Origin of the sequence: Parahoeflea halophila, assembly GCF_900220985.1 — a bacterium.
Classification (GTDB): Bacteria; Pseudomonadota; Alphaproteobacteria; order Rhizobiales; family Rhizobiaceae; genus Hoeflea; species Hoeflea halophila.
The window spans coordinates 427501-448851 of record NZ_OCPC01000001.1 but is presented as its reverse complement, the minus strand read 5'-3'; the positions used below and the strand labels follow the sequence as shown (position 1 = coordinate 448851).

The 21351-nt window shown below is 61.1% G+C and carries 19 protein-coding genes; 18 read left to right on the top strand and 1 reads right to left on the bottom strand.

Features of this window, described 5'->3' with window-relative positions; genetic code table 11:
* Positions 1-4 precede the first annotated feature (4 nt).
* Complete coding sequence (locus tag CRO46_RS02210) at positions 5-796, bottom strand: cyclase family protein (RefSeq protein WP_097104600.1); 792 nt, start codon at positions 794-796, stop codon at positions 5-7.
* Between the two features lie 149 nt (positions 797-945).
* Here CRO46_RS02210 and CRO46_RS02205 point away from each other — a divergent pair, with 149 nt between their 5' ends.
* From CRO46_RS02205 to CRO46_RS02120, 18 genes are all read left to right on the top strand, one after another.
* The gene (locus tag CRO46_RS02205; protein ID WP_097104598.1) at positions 946-2520 is read left to right on the top strand and encodes a phytoene desaturase family protein; all 1575 of its coding nucleotides are present in this window, start codon (positions 946-948) and stop codon (positions 2518-2520) included.
* Positions 2521-2547: 27 nt separating this feature from the next.
* Positions 2548-4077: an ABC transporter substrate-binding protein gene (locus CRO46_RS02200; protein ID WP_097104596.1), complete on the top strand. Its 1530-nt coding sequence runs from the start codon at positions 2548-2550 to the stop codon at positions 4075-4077.
* A 62-nt stretch (positions 4078-4139) separates the two neighbouring features.
* Positions 4140-5150 (top strand): ABC transporter permease, encoded by a 1011-nt coding sequence (locus CRO46_RS02195; RefSeq protein ID WP_280176256.1) that lies wholly within the window; start codon positions 4140-4142, stop codon positions 5148-5150.
* The gene (locus CRO46_RS02190; RefSeq protein WP_097104592.1) at positions 5143-5994 is read left to right on the top strand and encodes an ABC transporter permease; all 852 of its coding nucleotides are present in this window, start codon (positions 5143-5145) and stop codon (positions 5992-5994) included. The genes CRO46_RS02195 and CRO46_RS02190 overlap by 8 nt, the downstream gene beginning before the upstream one ends.
* Positions 5991-6869: an ABC transporter ATP-binding protein gene (locus CRO46_RS02185; RefSeq protein WP_097104590.1), complete on the top strand. Its 879-nt coding sequence runs from the start codon at positions 5991-5993 to the stop codon at positions 6867-6869. Before CRO46_RS02190 ends, CRO46_RS02185 begins: the two co-directional genes overlap by 4 nt.
* On the top strand, positions 6859-7698 hold the full coding sequence (locus CRO46_RS02180; RefSeq protein ID WP_097104588.1) for an ATP-binding cassette domain-containing protein: 840 nt from the start codon (positions 6859-6861) through the stop codon (positions 7696-7698). The genes CRO46_RS02185 and CRO46_RS02180 overlap by 11 nt, the downstream gene beginning before the upstream one ends.
* 65 nt (positions 7699-7763) lie before the next feature.
* A complete protein-coding gene (locus CRO46_RS02175) occupies positions 7764-8918 on the top strand; it encodes an aminotransferase class V-fold PLP-dependent enzyme (RefSeq protein ID WP_244577742.1) in 1155 nt (384 codons plus the stop codon).
* Positions 8919-9080: 162 nt separating this feature from the next.
* Positions 9081-11375, top strand: a complete 2295-nt coding sequence (locus tag CRO46_RS02170) for a bifunctional salicylyl-CoA 5-hydroxylase/oxidoreductase (protein WP_097104586.1) — start codon at positions 9081-9083, stop codon at positions 11373-11375.
* A 2-nt stretch (positions 11376-11377) separates the two neighbouring features.
* A complete protein-coding gene (locus tag CRO46_RS02165; RefSeq protein ID WP_097104584.1) occupies positions 11378-12139 on the top strand; it encodes an SDR family NAD(P)-dependent oxidoreductase in 762 nt (253 codons plus the stop codon).
* Complete coding sequence (locus CRO46_RS02160; protein WP_097104582.1) at positions 12136-12621, top strand: MarR family winged helix-turn-helix transcriptional regulator; 486 nt, start codon at positions 12136-12138, stop codon at positions 12619-12621. Before CRO46_RS02165 ends, CRO46_RS02160 begins: the two co-directional genes overlap by 4 nt.
* Positions 12622-12624: 3 nt before the next feature.
* Positions 12625-13428 carry an enoyl-CoA hydratase family protein gene (locus CRO46_RS02155; protein ID WP_097104579.1) on the top strand — a complete coding sequence of 268 codons (804 nt, stop codon included), beginning with the start codon at positions 12625-12627 and terminating at the stop codon, positions 13426-13428.
* On the top strand, positions 13428-14594 hold the full coding sequence (locus tag CRO46_RS02150) for an acyl-CoA dehydrogenase family protein (protein ID WP_097104577.1): 1167 nt from the start codon (positions 13428-13430) through the stop codon (positions 14592-14594). The genes CRO46_RS02155 and CRO46_RS02150 overlap by 1 nt, the downstream gene beginning before the upstream one ends.
* Position 14595: 1 nt before the next feature.
* Positions 14596-16218 carry an AMP-binding protein gene (locus tag CRO46_RS02145; protein WP_097104575.1) on the top strand — a complete coding sequence of 541 codons (1623 nt, stop codon included), beginning with the start codon at positions 14596-14598 and terminating at the stop codon, positions 16216-16218.
* Positions 16219-16266: 48 nt separating this feature from the next.
* A complete protein-coding gene (locus CRO46_RS02140) occupies positions 16267-16677 on the top strand; it encodes a RidA family protein (RefSeq protein ID WP_097104573.1) in 411 nt (136 codons plus the stop codon).
* Positions 16678-16681: 4 nt separating this feature from the next.
* Positions 16682-17875, top strand: coding sequence for a kynureninase (gene kynU / locus CRO46_RS02135; RefSeq protein ID WP_097104571.1), 1194 nt, complete (start codon positions 16682-16684; stop codon positions 17873-17875).
* Positions 17872-18714, top strand: coding sequence for a tryptophan 2,3-dioxygenase (gene kynA / locus CRO46_RS02130; protein ID WP_097104569.1), 843 nt, complete (start codon positions 17872-17874; stop codon positions 18712-18714). The genes kynU and kynA overlap by 4 nt, the downstream gene beginning before the upstream one ends.
* A 135-nt stretch (positions 18715-18849) precedes the next feature.
* A complete protein-coding gene (locus CRO46_RS02125; protein ID WP_210421470.1) occupies positions 18850-19941 on the top strand; it encodes a cupin domain-containing protein in 1092 nt (363 codons plus the stop codon).
* Positions 19942-20010: 69 nt separating this feature from the next.
* A complete protein-coding gene (locus CRO46_RS02120; RefSeq protein WP_097104565.1) occupies positions 20011-21213 on the top strand; it encodes an ABC transporter substrate-binding protein in 1203 nt (400 codons plus the stop codon).
* The last annotated feature ends 138 nt before the right edge of the window (positions 21214-21351 follow it).

Sequence of the window (21351 nt, the reverse complement as noted above, 5' to 3'; positions counted from 1 at the left end):
CGCTTTAGCCGCGTGCGACCAGTGCCATGGCGCGGATCGGGCTGCCCGTTCCCTTGACGATCTTGAGCGGTGCCGCGATCAGGATCGCGCCCTTGGGCGGCAGCTTGTCGAGATTGGCAAGCGAGGCGAGACCATATTTGTTGGCCGCGTGCAGCAGATTGTGCGCCGGGTAGGGAGGTTCCATGCCGCCGGCCTGACCCGCATCGGTGCCAATGCACTGGTTGCCCCAGCCAACCACACCCTTGGACAGAATGTACTGGATGCAATCAACCGTCGGTCCGGGCGAGTGCGGGCCGGTTTCATCGGCGTTGAGGAAGGCGGCTTCGTCACCGGCGCGGGAATCCCAGTCGGACCGCATCACCACCCATTCGCCGGCCTTGATTTCGCCGTGCTCGGCTTCCCATTGCTTGACGCGGGCTGCATCGAGCAGGAAGTCGGGGTTTTCAGCGACTTCGGCGGAGCAGTCGATCACATTGACCGGTGCGACAAAGTTCTGTGGCGGAATGGAATCGGTGTAGCCATCGGCATAGTCCTTGCCGGTGATCCAGTGATGCGGCGCGTCGAAATGGGTGCCGGAATGCTCGCCGAGCTTGAGCCAGTTCCAGGCAAAGAACGGACCGTCACTGTCATATTCGGAGATCTTGTGAATTTCGATCTTGGGCGTATTCTTGGCGAAATCCTCGGGCAACTGAAGCAGTGGCGTGTCTGGCCCAAGCGGACCGGAGAGGTCGACCACCTCGACTTTTCCCTCGATCAGCATACCGGCAAGATTGCCGAGCGTTTCTGCAGCGTTCATGTGTGTCTCTCCCCTGACAGGCGTTCTTGATTTCTGTTGTCTCCCGCCGATGATCAGCCGGAAAGGCGATATGCGGGACTGCAACAAATAGATGCTAGACAGAATAATATGCATTTGCAATTATAAATCTCGAAGGGAGATCGGGTGCAGTGCAGAGCGGGTATGATGCAGTCATAGTTGGTTCCGGCGTGAACAGTCTGGCTTGTGCGGTTCAGCTGGGCACGAAGGGCTGGCGGGTTGGCGTTTTCGAGCAGGCGGAGGCGACCGGTGGCGCCGTCAAGACGCTGGAACTGACCGAGCCGGGCTTCCGTCATGACTGGGCGGCGATGAATCTGAGCCTGTTTGCCGGATCGGGTTTCTTCAAGCAGCATGGAGAGGCGCTGAGTGCGAACGGGCTTGAGTTTGCGCCAGCTAGCCATTGTTTTGCCAGCGTTTTTGAGGATGGCAAGTGGCTTGGCGTGAGCACCGGAGATGGCGAGACCCGGGCGCGGATTGCAGCCTTTTCCGAGGCCGACGCGCGAGCCTGGGACCGGTTGTGCAAGGAATTTCCCGAAACGGCCGAACATGTCTTTGCGCTTTTGGGCAGTCCCATGCAAACGCATGTACTTTTGAAGTTGCTGGCCAGGGCCCTGTACAAGAAAGGCGTCGCCTGGACTGCCGGGCTGGTCCGGCTGCTGATTTCCTCGCCACGCAGCTTCCTGTCGGAAACCTTCGAGTCCGACCATGTTCGCGCCACGCTCGCGGCGTGGGGGATGCATCTCGATTTTGCGCCCGATCTGGGTGGCGGTGCGGTGTTTCCCTATCTGGAAGCGATGGCCAACCAGAATTTCGGCATGGTCATCGGCAAGGGTGGTGCCGACACGGTGACGCGGGCGCTCGTGACGCAGATCGAAGCCTCGGGCGGCGAAGTCCATTGCGGCAGGAAGGTGTCGCGGGTGATCCGTGAAGGTGCCAGGGCCACCGGGATCGAGCTTGCAGACGGAACCAGAGTGAGCGCAGCCAAGGCGGTGATCGCCAATGTTGCGCCGCGTGGAATGATGAAGCTGCTCGAAGGCGGCTCAGGCAATAGCGGTTTCGACGCGAAGATGACGAAGTTCGTCCATGCGCCGGGCACGATGATGATTCACCTGGCGCTTGACGGGCTGCCGGACTGGAGCGCAAGCGACGAGCTGAGATCATTCGCTTATGTTCATATCGCGCCGTCGCTCGATCAGATGGCCCGGACCTACCAGCAGGCTGTTGCAGGCATGTTGCCGGACGAACCGGTTCTGGTGGTGGGACAGCCGACCGCAATTGATCCGAGCCGGGCGCCAGACGGCAAGCATGTGCTCTGGGTTCAGGTGCGCATGGTGCCGGCCAGGATCCGCGGCGATGCAGCTGGCAAGATCACGCAAACCGACTGGGCCGAGGTCAAGGAGATCTATACGGAGCGGGCGCTCGATATCATCGAGACGCATGCGCCGGGGCTTAGAGGCAAGATCATCAGCCGGGCTGTGGTCTCTCCGCTCGATCTTCAGGCCGACAATCCAAACCTTGTCGGCGGTGACCAGATTGCCGGCAGCCATCACCTTTCGCAGAATTTCCTGTTCCGTCCGGCCTTCGGCCACGCCACGGGAAAGACCCCAATCGAGCGATTGCACCTGACCGGTGCGAGCGTCTGGCCGGGGGCAGGCACCGGAGCAGGTGCAGGATATATGCTCGCGCAGAAATTGGGCGGGAAATGAACACAAAATATAATCAGGGAGAACAGCATGAAACAGATTTCGCGTCGCACGGTGCTCAAGGGCACGGCCGCGGCAGTGGCGATTACCGCCTTTGCCGGACCATCCCTCGCCCAGGGCATCGACGAACTTGTCATCGCTTACAATGTGAACCTGCCATCCTGGGACCCGACCGTCGGCCCGTCGGCGGTCAACCCGACCATCCAGGGGATTTACCAGTCGGTGTTCGACCAGTTCATCCTGCAGAAGTCCGACCTTTCACCCGCACCGGGACTGGTAACCGATTGGGGCTGGAACGAGGACAAGACCAAGATCATGCTTACGGTGCGCGAAGGCGTAACCTGGCATGACGGCTCACCATTTACAGCCGAAGACGTCGCCTGGTCACTTACCCGCGCAGCCGACGAGAACACCGGCAACCCGATCCAGTTCATCTGGTCGACGCTGACCAACATCAAGGCGGAAGGCAACACGGTAACCGCCGATGTTGCGCGCTTCGAGCCAACCATCTTCAAGTGGATGTACTTCCTGACGGGATACGTGCTGCCGAAGGACTATTATGAAAAGGTCGGACCGGAAGGTTTCGAGGCTGCACCGATCGGTACCGGCCCCTACATGGTCGAGAAATTCGAGCGTAACGCGTTCGTGCGGTTGAAGGCCAATCCCAACTACTGGGGTGGCAAGCCCGACTTTGAAACCGTGACCATCAAGTTCGTCACTGATGCCGCGTCGCGCGTGGCCGAGATCGAATCGGGCAATGCCCATGTCACGCTGGAAATGCCCTATGAGGAATATGACCGTCTCAAGGATGGCAACGGTATTGCCGGCACCGATGCTCCGATTTCCGATATCGGCATGATCTTCCTCAACGACATCGAGGCGATGCTTGACCCGAATGTACGCATGGCGGCTGCCATGTCGATTGACAAGCAGCTGATCATCGATCGTCTGCTGTCGGGCTATGGTGTCGCCATCGACACGCTGCAGACGCCGGAATACATCGCGTTCGACGACTCCATCAAGGTTCCCTACGATCCCGAGAAGGCCAAGGAGCTGTTGGCAGAATCGGGCTTTTCGCCGGAGAACCCCGTGAAGTTCAAGATCCAGACGACGCGCGGCTTCAAGCCAAAGGATTACGAGATCATTCAGGCGATCGTCGGTCTGTGGCGCAAGGTGGGCATCGAGGCCGAGATCGAAGTCTACGAGATCGCCAAGCACTACGAATTGCGGGCGGCCGACCAGCTTGCGCCGGCAGCGTTCTACAATTGGGGCAACTCGGTTGGCGACCCGACGACCTCGACCGGTTTTGCCATGTTCGGCCCGTCGCCGCACTCGGTGTGGGATGGTGAAGACCTGACCGGCATGATCGGCCCGCTCTGGGGCGAGGCTGATGAGGACAAGCGTATCGAAGGCTGGAAGGCGGTCGACAAGTACATTGCCGACAATGCCCTGGTGATCCCGCTGCTGCAGTATGTGCAGCCGATCCTGCATGCCGATGGTGTGGTGGTCACGCCGCATGCTTCGGGCGCTCTGCTTCCGCATCTGATGAAGCGGGCTTAGATCGCAAACGCATAGATGGGCCGCTGCCATTGGGCGGCGGCCCCATTTGCAGGACATTTACCTTGAAATTGTTGCGCGCAATCCTTGTTCGCCTTGCGACCATGTCGGTCACCTTGATCGGGGCGGCGGTGGTGGTGTTTTTCGTTATCCGTGTCGTGCCGGGCAACCCCATTGCCATGATGCTGCCGCCGGGCGCCTCGGAGGAGGACGTGGCGCGGCTGACGGCGCACTACGGTCTCGACAAGACCATATTCCAGCAATTCGGCATCTGGCTGAGCGGCGTTTTCCAGGGTGATTTCGGTACTTCGATCTCGTTGCGCCAGCCGGTGATGCCGCTGGTGCTCGGGCGGCTGCCGGCCACCCTCGAACTGGCGATCTTCGCGCTGGTGATCGCCGTTGTGATCGGCGGCGCGCTGGCGCTGACAGGCGTGCGGCATCGCGAGACCCGGACAGAAACCGCGGTGGATGTTGCCAACGGGGTGGGGCTCTCGATCCCGGACTTTCTCTGGGCGCTGATCCTGATCGTGCTGTTCGGCGTGCTGATGCCGATTTTCCATATTTCCGGCCGGATCTCGCCCTCGCTGGAGCTGCCGTTCGTGACCCAGTTCTACGTTTTCGAGAGCCTGTTCCGGCTGCGCTTCGATCTATGGTGGGATTTGCTCAAGCACATGTTCATGCCGGCCTTAGCGTTGGCGATCCCGCTGGCGGCGATCATCAGCCAGTTGCTCAAGCAGTCGCTGAAGGAGACCATGCACCTCGATTATGTCACGCTGTCACGCACCATGGGTTACAGCGAGAACCATGTGATCCTGTCGGAGGCGCTTCCCAATGCGGTGTTGCCGACGCTGACGCTTATCGGTGTCCAGTTCACGTTCCTGATTGGCGGCACAGTGATCATCGAACGGCTGTTTTCCTATGAAGGGCTCGGCAACATGGCAATTGATGCAGTGATCAACCGCGACCTGCCGCTGATCCAGGGCATCGTGATCGTCTTCGCGCTGCTCTTCACCATCATCAATCTGGTTGTCGACATGACCTATGCGCTGCTTAATCCGAGGTTGCGTCATGCTTGATGGCCGCGGTTCAATCAATCGCCGGCTCGGCGCCCGGCTCTGGCTGTCGGGCATCTGGCTCGGCATCATGGCGGCGCTGGCGCTGTTCGCACCGATGGTCAGCCCGCATGATCCGCTGGCGCAGGACCTGTTTGCCGGACGGCTGCCGCCGTTCTGGATGAGCGGGTCGGATCCGGCTTACGTGCTGGGGACAGACAGCCTTGGCCGGGACGTGCTGTCGCGGTTGTTCCACGGCGCCCAGATCGCGTTTTCGGTGGCGCTGGTGGCGGGGCTGGCGACCGCCCTTGTCGGATCCCTGCTCGGCCTGCTGGCCGGTTACATGCGCGGCTGGGTCGACATCGTGATCTCGCGGCTGGTCGACATCTGGATGGCGTTTCCGCCGGTGCTGTTTGCCATCCTGCTGATCGCCGTGCTCGGTACCGGGCTGACCTCGATCATCATTGCCATCATCGTGATCGACTGGACCCGGTTCTGCCGCGTGGTGCGGGCGGAAGCCATGAACCAGTCGGCGATGGACTATGTCGCAAGCGCGGTTGTCGCAGGCCGCCCGCGGCGCGATATTCTGTGGCGGGAGATCCTGCCCAACGTGCTGCCGACGATCGTTGCGCTGCTGACGCTGGAAATGGGCATCGCCGTGATCGTCGAGGCGATCCTGTCCTTCGTCAACCTCTCGATCTCCACCGACGCGCCGACCTGGGGCGGCATGATTGCCGAAGGCCGCACCTCGATCCACCAGGCCTGGTGGGTGCTGGCGTTCCCGCTCGGTGTTCTGTTTCTGACCGTCCTGTCCTTCAGCCAGTTTGGCGAAGGTCTCAAGGACCGCTTCGATCCGGTGCTGCGATGAGCGCGTTCCTGACTGTCAACAGTTTGTCGGCGGTTCTGCACGGCTTCGACCAGCGGGTGCTCAGATCGGTGTCATTCTCGATCGATACCGGCGAGGTGCTGGGGCTGGTGGGCGAGAGCGGTGCGGGCAAGAGCATGATCGGCAAGGCCATTCTGGGCATACTGCCCTCGGCGATTTCGATCATCGAAGGCGAGATCCTGCTTAACGGCGAGGACCTGCAAAAAATGAGGCCCGCCGACCGGCGGCGGCTGGTTGGCGCCACCGCGGCGCTGATTCCGCAGGATCCGCTGACCGCGCTTAACCCGTCGCGGCGGATAGAGCCTCAGATCACCAACCGGCTGGTCGACATTCTCGGCTGGAGCAAGTCGGATGCGCGGGTGCGGGCGATGGAGCTGCTCAACGAGGTTCATATCGACAGTCCCGAACGGGTGATGGGCAGCTATCCGCATGAACTGTCCGGTGGCATGCGCCAGCGGGTGCTGATCGCCTCGGCATTTGCCGCCAACCCTAAGCTGGTGATCGCCGACGAGCCGACGACGGCGCTCGATGTCACCGTGCAAAAGCAGATCCTGCGGCTGATCCGGGAGCTGCAGGCGCGGCACGCGACGGCGATGGTGTTCGTTACCCACGATCTCGGCGTAGTGTCGAAAGTCTGCCAGCGGCTCTCGGTGCTTTACGGCGGCAAGATCATCGAGAATTCCCGCGTGCCTGACTTCTTCAAGGGGCCGAGGCATGCCTATTCGCGGGCACTGCTGGCGGCGACGCCGAAATACACCGACCCGGATGCATCGCTGCTGCCGGTGGATGACGCCGTGATTGAAGCCGTTGCAGCCGAGGTTCTGGCTGCGGACAAGGAGTGGCGTCATGGCGCATGAAACCGTAGCGGAACAGCTGGACACGGAGCGTGATGTGCTGTTTTCGGCCAGTGGGCTGGAAGTCGCCTTTCCGGACATGGCGGCGAAGCCGGTCTTTGGCCGTGCGCCGATGGTGCGCATTCTCAACGGCATCGATCTCGAGATCACTCGCGGTTCGGTGCTCGGCATTGTCGGCGGCTCGGGGTCGGGCAAGTCGACATTGGGCCGCGCATTGCTTCGGCTGGTCGAACCGACAGCCGGAACCATCCTGTTTGACGGCCGGGATATCACCGATCTCAACGAGGATGCGCTGCGGCCGATCCGGCGACGGATGCAGATGATCTTCCAGGACCCGATGTCTTCGCTCAATCCGCGCCGCCGGGTCGGTGCGATCATTGCCGATCCGATGCAGATGCATGGCTTTGACCATATCAGCACGCGCGTCGATGAGGCGCTCGACCATGTCGGTCTGCCGCGCAGTTTCCGCAGCCGCTACCCGCATGAGCTGTCGGGCGGACAGCGCCAGCGGGTGGGCATTGCAAGGGCCATCGCGCTGAAGCCTGAGTTCATTCTGGCCGACGAAATCGTCTCGGGGCTTGACGTTTCCTCGCAGGCGCAAGTGCTCAACGTGCTGGCGGAACTGGTCGAGGAACTCGGTCTGACGCTTGCTTTCATCAGTCATGATCTGTCGGTGATCCGGCGTCTGTGTGACACGGTGATGGTGCTTCAGCGGGGCGATGTCGTCGAGTATGGCGATGCCGAGGGGGTCTTTGCAGCGCCGAAGGCCGCCTATACACGCGAATTGCTGGATGCCATTCCACTGCCTGACCCGCAGCAGAGCGGCTGGTGAACAGACATCACTCTTGAGGAGAGGCCGCTGTCTTTGAGGCAACGACGGGGCCGGGGGAGAAACACGTGCCAAACACACCGAACACATCCGCCAATGACGGCTCCGGCTACATGCTCTACCACTCGATCGGGCAATACCCCGGCAAGGCCAAGGAGATGGCGGCCTCGCTGACGGCATTTGCCGATTGCTGGGGAGCGCCCGATGACGAGCAATGGGGCTATGCGCTGGGTCAGCGACAGCGGTTCATCGATTTGTGGAACCAGCTGCTCAAGGCGCCGCGCGCGTCGCTGACGACGACAGAGAATGTCACCTCGGCGCTGGCGGCAATCATCATGGCGCTGCCGCGCGAAGATCTCGAGGGCAGGGTGGTGCTGGTGGCGGGGGACTGCTTCCCGAGCCTTCATTTCCTGCTCACCGGTCTTGCCGGCCGCTACGGGTTCGAACTGCGCACGGTCGCCCTGCGGGAGGGTGCCAACTGGGTGGAAGACGAGGACGTGGTCGCGGCCTGGGGCCCGGAAGTCGGTCTGGCCCTTTTGACATGGGTCAGCTCCACGTCGTCGCATCGCTGCAATCTCGAAGCACTTGTGGCGCACGGGCGTAAACAGGGCTCGGTGATCGGCGTGGACATCACGCAGGCCGCCGGACTGATCGAGTATGACTGCATGGCGGTGGCTGCGGATTTTGCAATCTCGACCAGCCTGAAATGGATGTGTGGTTCGCCCGGAGGCGGCATCCTTCAGGTGATGCCGGACATGATCGCCCGCTGTCAGCCGAGCCTGAGAGGCTGGTTCAGCCAGGACAACATTTTCTCCTGGGATATCAATGCTTTTTCCTATGCTCCTGACATTCGCCGGTTTGACAATGGCACGCCGTCGGTGATGGCCTGCGTCGCTTCGGTGCCGGCACTGGAATGGCATGCCGAACAGGACTGGGGTGTACAACTGAACAAAAATCGTGAGTTGTGCGACGTTATCATCTCAGCTGCCGATGATGCGGGCCACGAACTGGCATCGCCACGTGATCCCGCTCATCGGGGCGGAAGCGTGATGGTACGGCTTGGTGACGGCGATGAGGCGCAGGCGCTTCTGAGCCGGTTGCGGGCGGCTTCGGTTTTTGCCGATGCGCGGGGTCCAATCCTGCGCTGCTCACCAGGCTTCATGACAAGCCGGGAGGGCGTCGACCGGCTGGTGGTTGCCCTCAGGGACAGCCGCTCCAGGTAGGTTTCAAGTCCTGAAACGGCAGGTTTCTGCCTTCCGCGCCTCCATCAGAGAATTTACACAGGCAGCGTGCGACATTCTCGGCACATAAAAATTTTATGCTTGAAATATAACCGTTCGGGCGTAGGATCATTGTGCAACGAAATCAGCTTGGAGGTTCGGGAAATGAGAGTCGTCTGTCTGGGTGGTGGTCCCGCCGGTCTCTACATCGCGATCTCGATGAAGCTGCGTGATCCCTCGCACGAGGTCGTCGTTATCGAGCGCAACAAGGCGGACGACACGTTCGGCTGGGGTGTGGTGCTTTCCGACGAAACGCTGGACAATCTGGCCGAAAACGATGCGGTGAGTGCTGCCTCTATCCGCGATCATTTTGCCTATTGGGACGACATCGCGGTTTTGTTCAAGGATACCAAAACCGTGTCCACCGGCCATGGATTTTGCGGTATCGGGCGCAAAAAGCTGCTTTTGTTGCTGCAGGCCCGGGCTCGCGAACTTGGCGTTGAGCTGCGGTTCGAGACCGAGGTTGGCAGTGCAGCCGACTACGCCAAGGACTTCGATCTGGTGGTGGCCTCCGATGGCCTGAATTCACGTACCCGGACGGAATTTGCCGACCAGTTCCAGCCGGAAGTGGATGTCCGCAAGTGCCAGTTTGTCTGGCTCGGCACGCATCAGAAATTCGACGACGCCTTCACCTTCATCTTCGAAGAGACCGACAAGGGGTGGCTGTGGGCACATGCCTATCAGTTCGACGATAATACGGCGACGTTCATTGTCGAGTGCAACCAGGACACTTTCGACGCCTATGGCTTTGGCCAGATGAGCCAGCAGGAAACCATCGCGGTCTGCGAGAAGGTTTTTGCCGAGCATCTTGGCGGCCACAGTCTGATGACCAACGCCAACCACATTCGTGGCTCGGCCTGGATTCAGTTCCCGCGGGTGCTGTGCGCGCGCTGGAGCCACGAGAACATCGTGCTGATGGGCGATGCGGCGGCGACTGCGCATTTCTCCATCGGCTCGGGTACCAAGCTGGCGCTGGAAAGCGCGATTGCGCTTGCCGACTACCTGCATTCCGAACCGACCCTGCAGAAGGCGTTCGAAAAATACGAAGACGACCGGCGGCTCGAAGTGCTGCGGCTTCAGTCGGCGGCGCGCAACTCGATGGAGTGGTTCGAGGAGATCGAGCGCTATTTCCACCTCGATCCGGTGCAATTCAACTATTCGCTGCTGACCCGGTCTCAGCGCATCAGCCACGAGAACCTGCGGCTGCGCGATGCGGAATGGCTGCAGGACGCCGAGCGCTGGTTCCAGACCCAGGCCGAAGTCTCGACGCAGGCGCCGGTGCGGCGGCCGATGTTTGCGCCCTTCAAACTGCGCGACATGGAGCTCAAGAACCGCATCGTGGTCTCGCCGATGGCACAGTACAAGGCGGTCGACGGCAATCCCACCGACTGGCACCTGGTACATTACGGCGAGCGCGCCAAGGGTGGCGCAGGCCTCGTCTACACCGAGATGACCTGCGTGTCGCCGGAAGGCCGCATCACGCCGGGATGCCCGGGGCTCTACACGGATGAGCAGGCTGTTGCGTGGGCACGCATCGTCGATTTCATCCATGCTGAAAGCGAAGCCAAGGTCTGCATGCAGATCGGCCATTCCGGCGCCAAGGGCTCGACCCAGCTCGGCTGGGAAATCATGGATGCCCCGCTCAAGGAGGGCAACTGGCCATTGCTGTCGGCTTCCGACGTGGCCTGGTCCTCGGCAAATCAGACGCCGAAGGCGATGACCCGCGACGACATGGACATGGTGCGTGACCAGTTCGTCAGATCGGCCGAGATGGCAGAGCGCGCCGGGTTCGACATGATCGAACTGCACATGGCGCACGGCTATCTGCTGTCCTCCTTCATCACGCCGCTGACCAACCGGCGCAGCGACGAATATGGCGGCAGCCTTGAAAACCGGATGCGTTTTCCGCTCGAGGTGTTCCACGCGGTGCGTGCCGTTTGGCCCGAAAGCAAGCCGATTTCGGTGCGCATTTCGGCCAGTGACTGGGTCGAAGGTGACGGTGTGACACCGCAGGAAGCCGTCGAAATCGCGCGCATGCTGAAAGAGGCCGGCGTCGATATCTGCGATGTGTCGGCCGGACAGACCTCGAAACTGGCCAAGCCGGTTTATGGTCGGATGTTCCAGACCCCGTTTGCCGACCGGATCCGTAATGAAGCGCATATGGCGACCATGGCGGTGGGCAATATCTACGAGCCTGATCACGTCAACTCGATCCTGATGGCCGGTCGCGCAGATCTTGTCTGCCTCGCCCGCCCGCATCTGGCTGATCCCTACTGGACCCTGCATGCGGCCGCCACGCTCGGCGACCATGACGAGAAATGGCCCGACCCCTACCATCCAGGCCGCGACCAGATGTGGCGTCTGGCCGAACGCAATGACGTGATGCTCGGAAAGGTCTGAGCATGTCGGAATTTTTGGGGCATCATGCCATTGTCACCGGCGCGGGCTCGGGAGCGGGTGAAGCCATCGCCCTGGCGCTCGCGGACAAGGGTGCGCGGGTGACCGCGATCGGACGGCGTCTGGCACCACTTGAAGCACTGGGCGAGCAGGACGACAGAATCATCGCTATCTCTGCAGACGTGACAGACGAGGAGGCGATGGCAAAGGCCATCGACGAGGCGGTGGAGAAAAACGGCGCCCCGACCATCGTCATCGCCAATGCCGGATCGGCCGAAAGTGCGCCGTTCGATCGCACCGATGCGGCCTTGTTCCGTTCCACGCTTGATGTGAATTTGACTGGTGTTTTCAACACTTTCCAGTCGGCCTTTGTGAAAATGAACCGGAATCAACCCGGCCGGTTGATTGCTGTGGCCTCGACCGCCGGACTGAAAGGTTATGCTTATGTCGGGGCCTATTGCGCAGCCAAGCACGGAGTTGTCGGTCTGGTGCGCAGTTTGGCGCAGGAGCTGGCGAAAACCGGTGTGACCGTCAATGCAATCTGTCCGGGTTTCACCGAGACGCCGATGCTGCATCGATCCATTGACAACATTGTCGAGAAAACCGGACGCTCCCGCGAGGAGGCCGAAGCTTCGCTGAAGAAGGTGAACCCGCAGGGCCGCTTCATCCAGCCTGAGGAGATAGCCGAAACCGTGCTGTGGCTCTGCAGCGATGCCGCGGCGTCGGTGACGGGCCAGGCAATTTCATTGTCCGGGGGGGAAACATGAGCGAAGTTGTGGTGAAACCGTCCCATGGTCATGAGGCGTCGGCGTCGAAGGCGCGGCTGAGACTGTGGCTCAAGCTGCTCAAGGCGACCAAGCACGTCGAGGCGGAACTGCGGGAGAATTTCCGCACCGGTTTCGACACCACCCTGCCGCGGTTTGATGTGATGGCAGCGCTCTACCGTGACGAGCAGGGTCTGAAGATGAGCGAATTGTCGAGCGTGCTCCGGGTTTCAAATGGCAATGTCACCGGCATCGTCGACAGGCTGGTCGATGACGGCATTCTGGTGCGGGTTCCGGTTGACAATGATCGTCGTGCGACAACCGTGCGATTGACCACGGCGGGGCGCGAGCAGTTCGAGGCCATGGCATCCAGCCACGAGCGCTGGATCGACTGCCTGCTCGATGGCATCGAGGCCGACGAGGTGCCGCATCTGTCAGAGCAGCTCGAATGCATTGCCCGCAAGAGTACCAAGGGAGAGGATTGAACCATGCCGACAGACGCGCCAAAGAATTTCCGACTGACACTGACTGACGGTATTGCCGAGGTCTCTCTCGACCGGCCGGAAAAGAAGAACCCACTGACATTTGAAAGCTATGCTGAGTTGCGCGACTGGTTTCGGGGCCTAGTCTACCGCGACGACGTCAAGGTGGTAGTTTTCGGCTCCAACGGGGGTAATTTCTGCTCGGGTGGCGATGTGTTCGAAATCATCGGGCCGTTGCTCGACAAGGACATGAAGGGGTTGCTCGAATTCACCCGCATGACCGGTGATCTGGTCAAGGCCATTGTCGGGTGCGGCAAGCCGGTGATCGCTGCCGTTGACGGCGTGTGTGCCGGTGCCGGGGCGATCATTGCGATGTGCAGCGATCTGCGCATTGCCACACCGGAATCCAAGACTGCGTTTCTGTTCAACCGGGTCGGTCTAGCAGGCTGCGACATGGGCGCTTGCGCCATACTGCCGCGGATCATCGGGCAGGGCCGGGCGGCGGACCTGCTCTACACGGGACGCTCGATGAGCGCGGACGAAGGCGAGCGCTGGGGGTTCTACAACCGAGTTGTTTCCGCAGACGAGATCGAGGAAGAGGCCCGCAAGCTTGCCAGGCGGATTGCCGACGGGCCGGTCTTCGCCAACATGATGACCAAGACCATGCTGGCGCAGGAATGGAACATGGGCATCGAGCAGGCCATCGAGGCCGAAGCGCAGGCCCAGGCAATCTGCATGCAGACGCAGGATTTCCGCCGCGCCTATGAAGCCTTCGCGTCGAAACAGAAACCCGTGTTCGAGGGTAACTGATGTCTGACCGCAGTTTTCTCCAATGGCCGTTTTTTGACGAGGTCCATCGCGATCTGGCCGAACAGGTGGATGCCTGGGCAACCCGGGAACTGGCTGACCTCGACCATTCCGACGTCGATGAAACCTGCAAGCGACTGGTCAAGGCGCTGGGCGAAGCGGGCTGGCTGAAGCTCTCGGCAGTGGAACCGGCGGACGCGAGTTCGAAGATCGATGTGCGCAGCCTGTGCATCATGCGCGAAACGCTCGCCCGGCATGACGGGCTCGCGGATTTTGCCTTCGCGATGCAGGGGCTTGGCACCGGCTGCATTTCGCTGTTTGGCAGCGATGCGCAGAAAACCGAGTGGCTGACAAAGACCCGCGCCGGAAAGGCATTGTCCGCCTTTGCATTGTCTGAGCCCGCCTCCGGTTCCGATGTCGCCAACATGGCGATGACGGCCGTGCGCGACGGTGACGACTATGTTCTCAATGGCGAGAAGACCTGGATCTCCAATGGTGGGATCGCCGATGTCTATTGCGTGTTTGCCCGCACCGGCGAGGCGCCGGGCGCCAAGGGGCTCTCGGTGTTCATCGTGCCTGCCGACACGCCGGGGCTGGAGATCGCTGAACGGCTTGAAGTGGTCGCTCCGCATCCGCTGGCGCGGCTCGCCTTCAACGACTGCCGGATTCCGGCATCAGCCATGATCGGCAATCCGGGAGAAGGCTTCCGTATCGCCATGTCGGTGCTCGACGTGTTCCGCTCGACGGTTGCCGCGGCGGCTCTCGGTTTTGCCCGCCGGGCGCTGGATGAAAGCTTGACCCGCGTCAGCGAGCGTGAGCTGTTCGGTGCGCCGATGAGTGATCTGCAGATGGTGCAAGGGCATATCGCCGACATGGCGCTCGACGTCGATGCCGCGGCATTGCTGGTCTACCGGGCGGCGTGGCTCAAGGACCAGGGAGCGCCGCGCGTCAGCCGCGAGGCGGCGATGGCAAAGCTATATGCCACCGACCACGCTCAGGACGTGATCGACAAGGCGGTGCAGCTGCATGGCGGTGATGGCGTGCGCAAGGGGCATATCGTTGAAAGTCTTTACCGGGAGATCCGGGCGCTGAGAATTTATGAAGGCGCGTCGGATGTGCAGAAGGTCGTGATCGCGCGGCAGACATTGGCGAATTCGAAGGGGGTTTGAAGTGCTGGGACCATCGGGGCATATCGACACGTTCACACGGGACAATCTGCCACCACACGGGCAGTGGCCAGAGTTTCATCTCGATGGGTTCACCTATCCCGAATGGCTCAATTGCGGCTACGAGCTGACCGATGCGATGGTGGCAAGGGGTTTTGGCGACCACACCGCCCTGATCGGCAATGGCCGGATCAGGACCTACAAGGAACTGACCGACTGGACCAACCGCATCGCCCATGTGCTGGTCGAGGATTACGGCGTCAAGCCGGGCAACCGGGTGCTCATTCGCTCGGCCAACAACCCGGCGATGGTGGCGGTCTGGCTGGCGGCGACAAAGGCGGGGGCCGTGGTGGTCAACACGATGCCGATGTTGCGGGCCGTCGAGCTTGGCAAGATCGCCGACAAGGCGCAAATCTCGCTGGCGCTGTGCGACACGCGGCTGATGGACGAGATGGTTGCCTGTGCCAAGGAAAACCGGTTCCTGAACAAGGTGGTGGGCTTCGACGGCACCGCCAACCATGACGCGGAACTCGACCGGCTGGCGCTGTCCAAGCCAGTCCGCTTCGAGACGGTGAAGACCGGCCGCGATGATGTGGCGCTTCTGGGCTTCACTTCCGGCACCACCGGAAAGCCGAAGGCGACGATGCATTTTCATCGCGACATGCTGATCATCGCCGACGGCTATGCCAAGGAAGTCCTTGGCGTGACCCCCGACGACGTGTTCATCGGCTCTCCGCCGCTGGCCTTCACCTTTGGGCTTGGCGGTCTGGCGGTGTTCCCGCTGCGCTTTGGTGCGGCGGCGGCGCTGCTCGAACAGGCAACGCCGGCGAACATGGTCGAGATCATTCAGAACCACAAAGCCACGGTTTGCTTTACCGCACCGACCGCCTACCGCGCGATGCTGGCGGCGATGGAGGAGGGGGCGGACCTGTCCTCGCTGCGGGCTGCCGTCTCGGCTGGGGAAACATTACCCGGCCCTGTCTATGACCAGTGGATGGAGAAAACCGGCAAGCCGATGCTTGATGGCATCGGCGCTACCGAGATGCTGCACATCTTCATCTCGAACCGGTTTGAAAGTTCCAAGGCTGCCTGCACCGGGCTGCCGGTCAGTGGCTATCAGGCGCGGATTGTCGATGATGAGATGAACGAAGTGCCGCGCGGCGAGGTTGGCCGGCTGGCAGTGCGTGGTCCGACCGGGTGCCGCTATCTGTCCGATCCCGAACAGCAGCAGAAATATGTCCGTGACGGCTGGAACCTGACCGGCGATTCCTTCACACAGGACGAGGACGGCTTCTTTCATTTTGCCGCGCGCTCGGACGACATGATCATTTCCGCCGGCTACAATATTGCCGGCCCCGAAGTCGAGGCCGCACTGCTCGGCCACGCCGATGTCGCCGAGTGTGCGGTTATAGGTGTCCCCGACGAGGCGCGGGGTCAGATCGTTCAGGCGCATGTGGTGCTCAACGCGGACGTTGCCGCCGACGAGGTAACCACCAAACGGCTGCAGGATCACGTCAAGGCGGTGATTGCGCCCTACAAGTATCCGCGTTCCATCATCTTCACCGACGCCTTGCCCAAGACGCAGACCGGCAAGATCCAGCGGTTCCGCTTGCGCGACAGCGCCTGAGCCGGGTCTTAGGACTTCCTCCAAGATATACAAACAAGGACTTTCATCATGATCGAAGCAGTCACGCCTCCGGATTGGCAAAAGCCCAAAGGCTATGCAAACGGCATGCTTGTTGACGGTGAGCGGCTCTACACCGGCGGCCAGATCGGCTGGAACAAGGACCAGGTCTTCGAGCACAAGGATTTCGTCGGCCAGCTCGAACAGACGCTGAGCAACATCGCCGAGATCGTGCGGGCAGCGGGCGGCGAAGTCACCGATATAGTCCGGCTGACCTGGTTCATCACCGACAAGAAGGAATACATGGCACGACAGAAGGATGTCGGCGCGGCCTACCGCAGGGTGCTGGGCCGTCATTTCCCGTCGATGTCGGTGATCGTGGTTGCCGGATTGATCGAGGACGAGGCGCTGGTCGAGATCGAGGCCACGGCGGAAATCGGCAAGTCAAAGAGGGACGCGTGACATCATGAGCACATTCCGGTCGCGCCGCGATCAGTTCGATCTGCCCGAGGGTATTACCTATCTTGACGGCAATTCGCTTGGTCCGCTCCCCAAGGCCGCCGTCGAGCGCGGCCGCCGGACGATGGCGGATGAATGGGGACCGATGCTGATCACCGGCTGGAACAAGGCCAAATGGATGGAGCTGCCAGGACGGCTGGGCGACCGGATCGGAACGTTGATCGGAGCGCCGGCAGGCAGCACGATGGTCGGCGATACGCTGTCGATCAAGGTCTATCAGGCTGTCGCCTCGGCGGTGGAGATGAGGCCGGACCGCAAGATCGTGCTGTCTGACAACGGCAATTTTCCGTCTGATCTCTACATGGCCGACGGGCTTCTCAAGAGCCTCGGCAAGGGGCACGAGCTGAAGGTCGTCGATCCGGAAGCGGTGGCGGACAACATTACCGAAGAAGTGGCGGCGGTGATGCTCACCCATGTCGATTACCGCACCGGCCGCATTCACGACATGAAGGCGATTACCGACAAGGCACATGCGGTGGGCGCGCTGATGATCTGGGACCTGGCCCATTCGGCCGGTGCACTGCCGGTAGACCTGGCCGGCTGCAAGGCCGACATCGCGGTCGGCTGCACCTACAAGTATCTCAATGGGGGACCCGGTGCGCCCGGCTTCATCCATGTCCGTCCCGACCTGATCGATCAGGTCCGTCCGGCGCTGTCGGGCTGGCTTGGCCATCAGGCGCCATTCGCCTTTGATCTTGATTACCGTCCGGGCGAAGGGATCAGCCGCATGCGCGTCGGCACGCCGCCGGTGATCCAGATGGCGGTGCTGGACGCAGCGCTGGATGCCTTCGACGGCGTCGACATGAATGATATCCGGGCGCGCTCTATCGAACTTTCCGAGCGGTTCATTTCGGAAGTCGAGGCCGGTTGCAAGGATGTCGAGCTCGCCAGTCCGCGCGACCCGAACGGCCGTGGCAGCCAGGTCTCGTTCCGCTTCCACGAAGGCTATGCGGCCATGCAGGCGCTGATTGCCCGCGGCATCATCGGCGATTTCCGGGCGCCGGACATCATGCGCTTCGGCTTCTGCCCGCTCTACAACACGCCCGATGAGGTCAGCCATGCGGCTGCGGCGCTGTGCGAGATCATCGCCACAGGGGAATGGGACAGGCCGGGATTCAAGGCGCGGAAAGCGGTCACATGAGCGAGACCACGGATTACGACCCTTCGAAAGAAGGTGCTCAGATGGATTTCGACGGGCGGATGTCCTATGGCGATTATCTGTGCATCGACCAGATCCTCTCGGCGCAGAAGACCAGAACCGACGCTCATGACGAGATGCTGTTCATCATCCAGCACCAGACGTCGGAATTGTGGATGCGGCTGGCGATCCACGAGATTTCGGCGGCGCGGGCCGCAATCAGATCAGACGAGCTGCAGCCGGCGATGAAGACGCTTGCACGGGTGTCGCGGATATTCGAACAGCTGAACTCCGCCTGGGATGTGCTCAGGACGATGACGCCGTCCGATTACACCCATTTCCGCAACAAGCTCGGCCAGTCTTCCGGATTTCAATCGCTGCAGTACCGGTTGATCGAATATGCGCTGGGCAACCGCAACCACGCGATGATGCGTCCGCATGCGCATGTTCCGGCGGCGCTGGCAAAACTTGAAGCCGAACTTGCCCTGCCAAGCCTGTATGACGAGGCGATCCGGCTTGCTGCACGTCGCGGCATCGCCATGCCTCAAGAGGTGATCGACCGGGATGTGCGCAACACTCATGTGCTGCACGATGGTGTCACGTATGGCTGGAAAATCATCTATGAGGAGCCGGCAAAATACTGGGCGCTCTACGAGGTGGCCGAAAAACTGGTCGATCTGGAAGACTATTTTCGGCGCTGGCGCTTCAACCATGTCACCACGGTGGAGCGGGTGATCGGTCTCAAGCGCGGCACCGGCGGCACCGGCGGAACCAGCTATCTGCGGCGCATGCTCGATGTTGAACTGTTTCCCGAGTTGTGGCGGGTGCGGACCGAGCTTTAGCTCGCCCGCTTTATTATTTTAGCCTTGAAATACCTCTGTGGTCGGATAGTCTTCGAGAGCATTGGGCGATGATGGTTTTCGCCGACACCGGACACAGATCTGGGATATGACAGCGAAATGGTCTGGGAGGACAGGTTGGATACGCGTGCGGAAATCAGGTTGCCGACCACGGAGCTGAGGGACGATTTGCCGTTCTTCACCAGAACGCTGAAAATGCGTCTCGACATGATCTACCCGGCCGATGATCCCGAAGTTGCCGTTCTCTCCGGTCACGGCTTGCGCATCCGTATCCAGAAGGGCGCGCCGGAAGCGCCGGGAACCTTGCGAATTCTCACCGAGGACCCGGATGGTTTTGCCGATGGCAAGCGCGAACTCGTCGCGCCGAACGGCACCCGTATCGAGATCGACGAACTCAACCCGCCGATGGTGCTGCCTCAGACCGAGCATGCCTTCGTGGTGCGGCGGCTGGCGGACCAGGCGCCCTGGGTGATCGGCCGTGCCGGGATGGAATACCGCGACCTGATCCCGTCACGGCTCGGTGGTGCGATGATCGCCTCGCATATCCGGGTGCCGGACGGGCCGGTGCCCGACATGGTGCATTTTCACAAGGTCGGATTTCAGCTGATCTTCTGCATCAACGGCTGGGTTGATGTGCTTTACGAAGATCAGGGCGGCACGCGCCGCCTGCATGCGGGCGATTGCTTCATCCAGCCGCCGCAGATCCGGCACAAGGTGCTGCACGCGGCGGACGGCATCGAAGTCATCGAAATCGGCGTTCCTGCCGATCACGTCACTGAAATTGACCACGAAATGGAGTTGCCGACACCGCATGAACGCCCCGAGCGTGAATGGGACGGCCAGCGCTTCGTGCACAGCCTCTGCAAGGACGGGGTTTTCGAGCCGTTCCGCATCCCCGGTTTCGAAGCGCGCGACACCACCATCAATGAAAACACCAAGGGTGTCGCCTCGGTAATGGTGGCGCGGCCCCTGGAGGGGCATGAACCAGTGTGGACCCGGCACGAAGGCGACATCCTGTTCAACTTCGTCATGTCGGGGAGCATGTTGCTGGAAGGTGAAGGCAAGGAACCTTATCGTCTTGAAAAAGGAGATGCCTTCGTCATTCCTCCACGGATGGCGACGCGCTACAGTGATCCAAGCGGCAATCTCGAACTGCTGGAGGTATCTCTTCCCGGTTCGTTCGATACCCACGTTGTGGATGAAGTCTGAGCGCTTATGAAGACAGCCCGCCAAGCGCTCACGCAGATTAGGGCCAAGAAACAAATGGGAGCAGTTAGAATGAAAAAGACAACATATGCATTGGCCATGGCAGCGTTGCTGGCGTCCGGCGCTTCAACCCTTGCGGCCGACACCAAGCTCGGCCTGCTGATGGACATCACCGGCCCGATCGCAAGCTTCATTCCGCCGCTGCAGAATGCGGCAAACCTTGCCGTCCAGCACGTCAATGAAAATGGCGGTCTGCTGGATGGCCAGGTGGTTCCGGTCTACGGCGATACGACAGGCTCGTCTCAGGGTGCAGTCGATGCCGCTGGCAAATTGATCAATGTCGAGAACGTGCCGATCATCATGGGTGCACTGATGTCTGGCACCACGATTTCAGCCGCGGAAGCCGCCGCCATCCCCGCCGGTGTTGTGCAGATCTCGCCGACCGCAACATCACCCGCGATGACCGACATCAACGACAACGACCTGCTTTACCGCATTGTGCCGTCAGACAATTTCCAGGGCCAGGTTCTGGCCAAGATGGTGCTGGACGAAGGCATAGAGAAGGTGGCCGTTACCTTCGTCAACAATGATTATGGTGTCGGCATCGGCGGCACCTTCATCGAGGCCTACAAGGCGCTCGGCGGCGAGGTCGTTGCCGAAGTGAAGCATGAAGAGAAGAAGAACTCCTACCGCTCGGAACTGGCAACCCTGTCGAAGGCTGGCGGAGATGCTCTCGTGGTGGTCGCCTATGCCGGAGATTCGGGCAGCAAGATTGTCAAGCAGGCGCTTGAAGGCGGGCTGTTCACGAAGTTCATCGGCACCGACGGCCTGCGCGACGAAGCGCTGATTTCCGATATCGGTGCGGAGGCGCTGGCCAGCTCGTTCTTCTCGGCCCCGACATCGCCGGCGGACAATCCGAACCAGGCCCGGCTGCATGAACTCTATACCGCAGCCTATGACGAACCGGCCGACAAGCCATTTGTCGACCAGACCTATGATGCGACCTTCCTGGCGCTGCTTGCAATCGAGCAGGCCGGATCAGCCGATCGCGGCAAGATGGCCGAAGCATTGCGTGCGGTGGCATCGGCACCGGGAGAAAAGGTCGGCCCTGGCGACTGGGCCAAGGCCAAGGCCCTGATCGCCGAGGGAAAGGACATCGACTATGACGGCGCCGGCGGCAATTACGATTTCGATGAAAACGGCGATGTCGCCGGTGTCATCGGCAAGTTCGTGGTCGACGGCGACGTCTACAAGCAGATCGCCATCTTCGAATAGGCCTGTCTGACGCAATCAAACAAAGTCCCTCCCTGTCAACCGGGGAGGGACACCAACAAAGTGCGGATCGTCGGTGCGGGGTTTTCCCGCGCTGCAAGATATCGCCAGCGGCCAGGAAGAGCCGCCTACGGGGCGCAG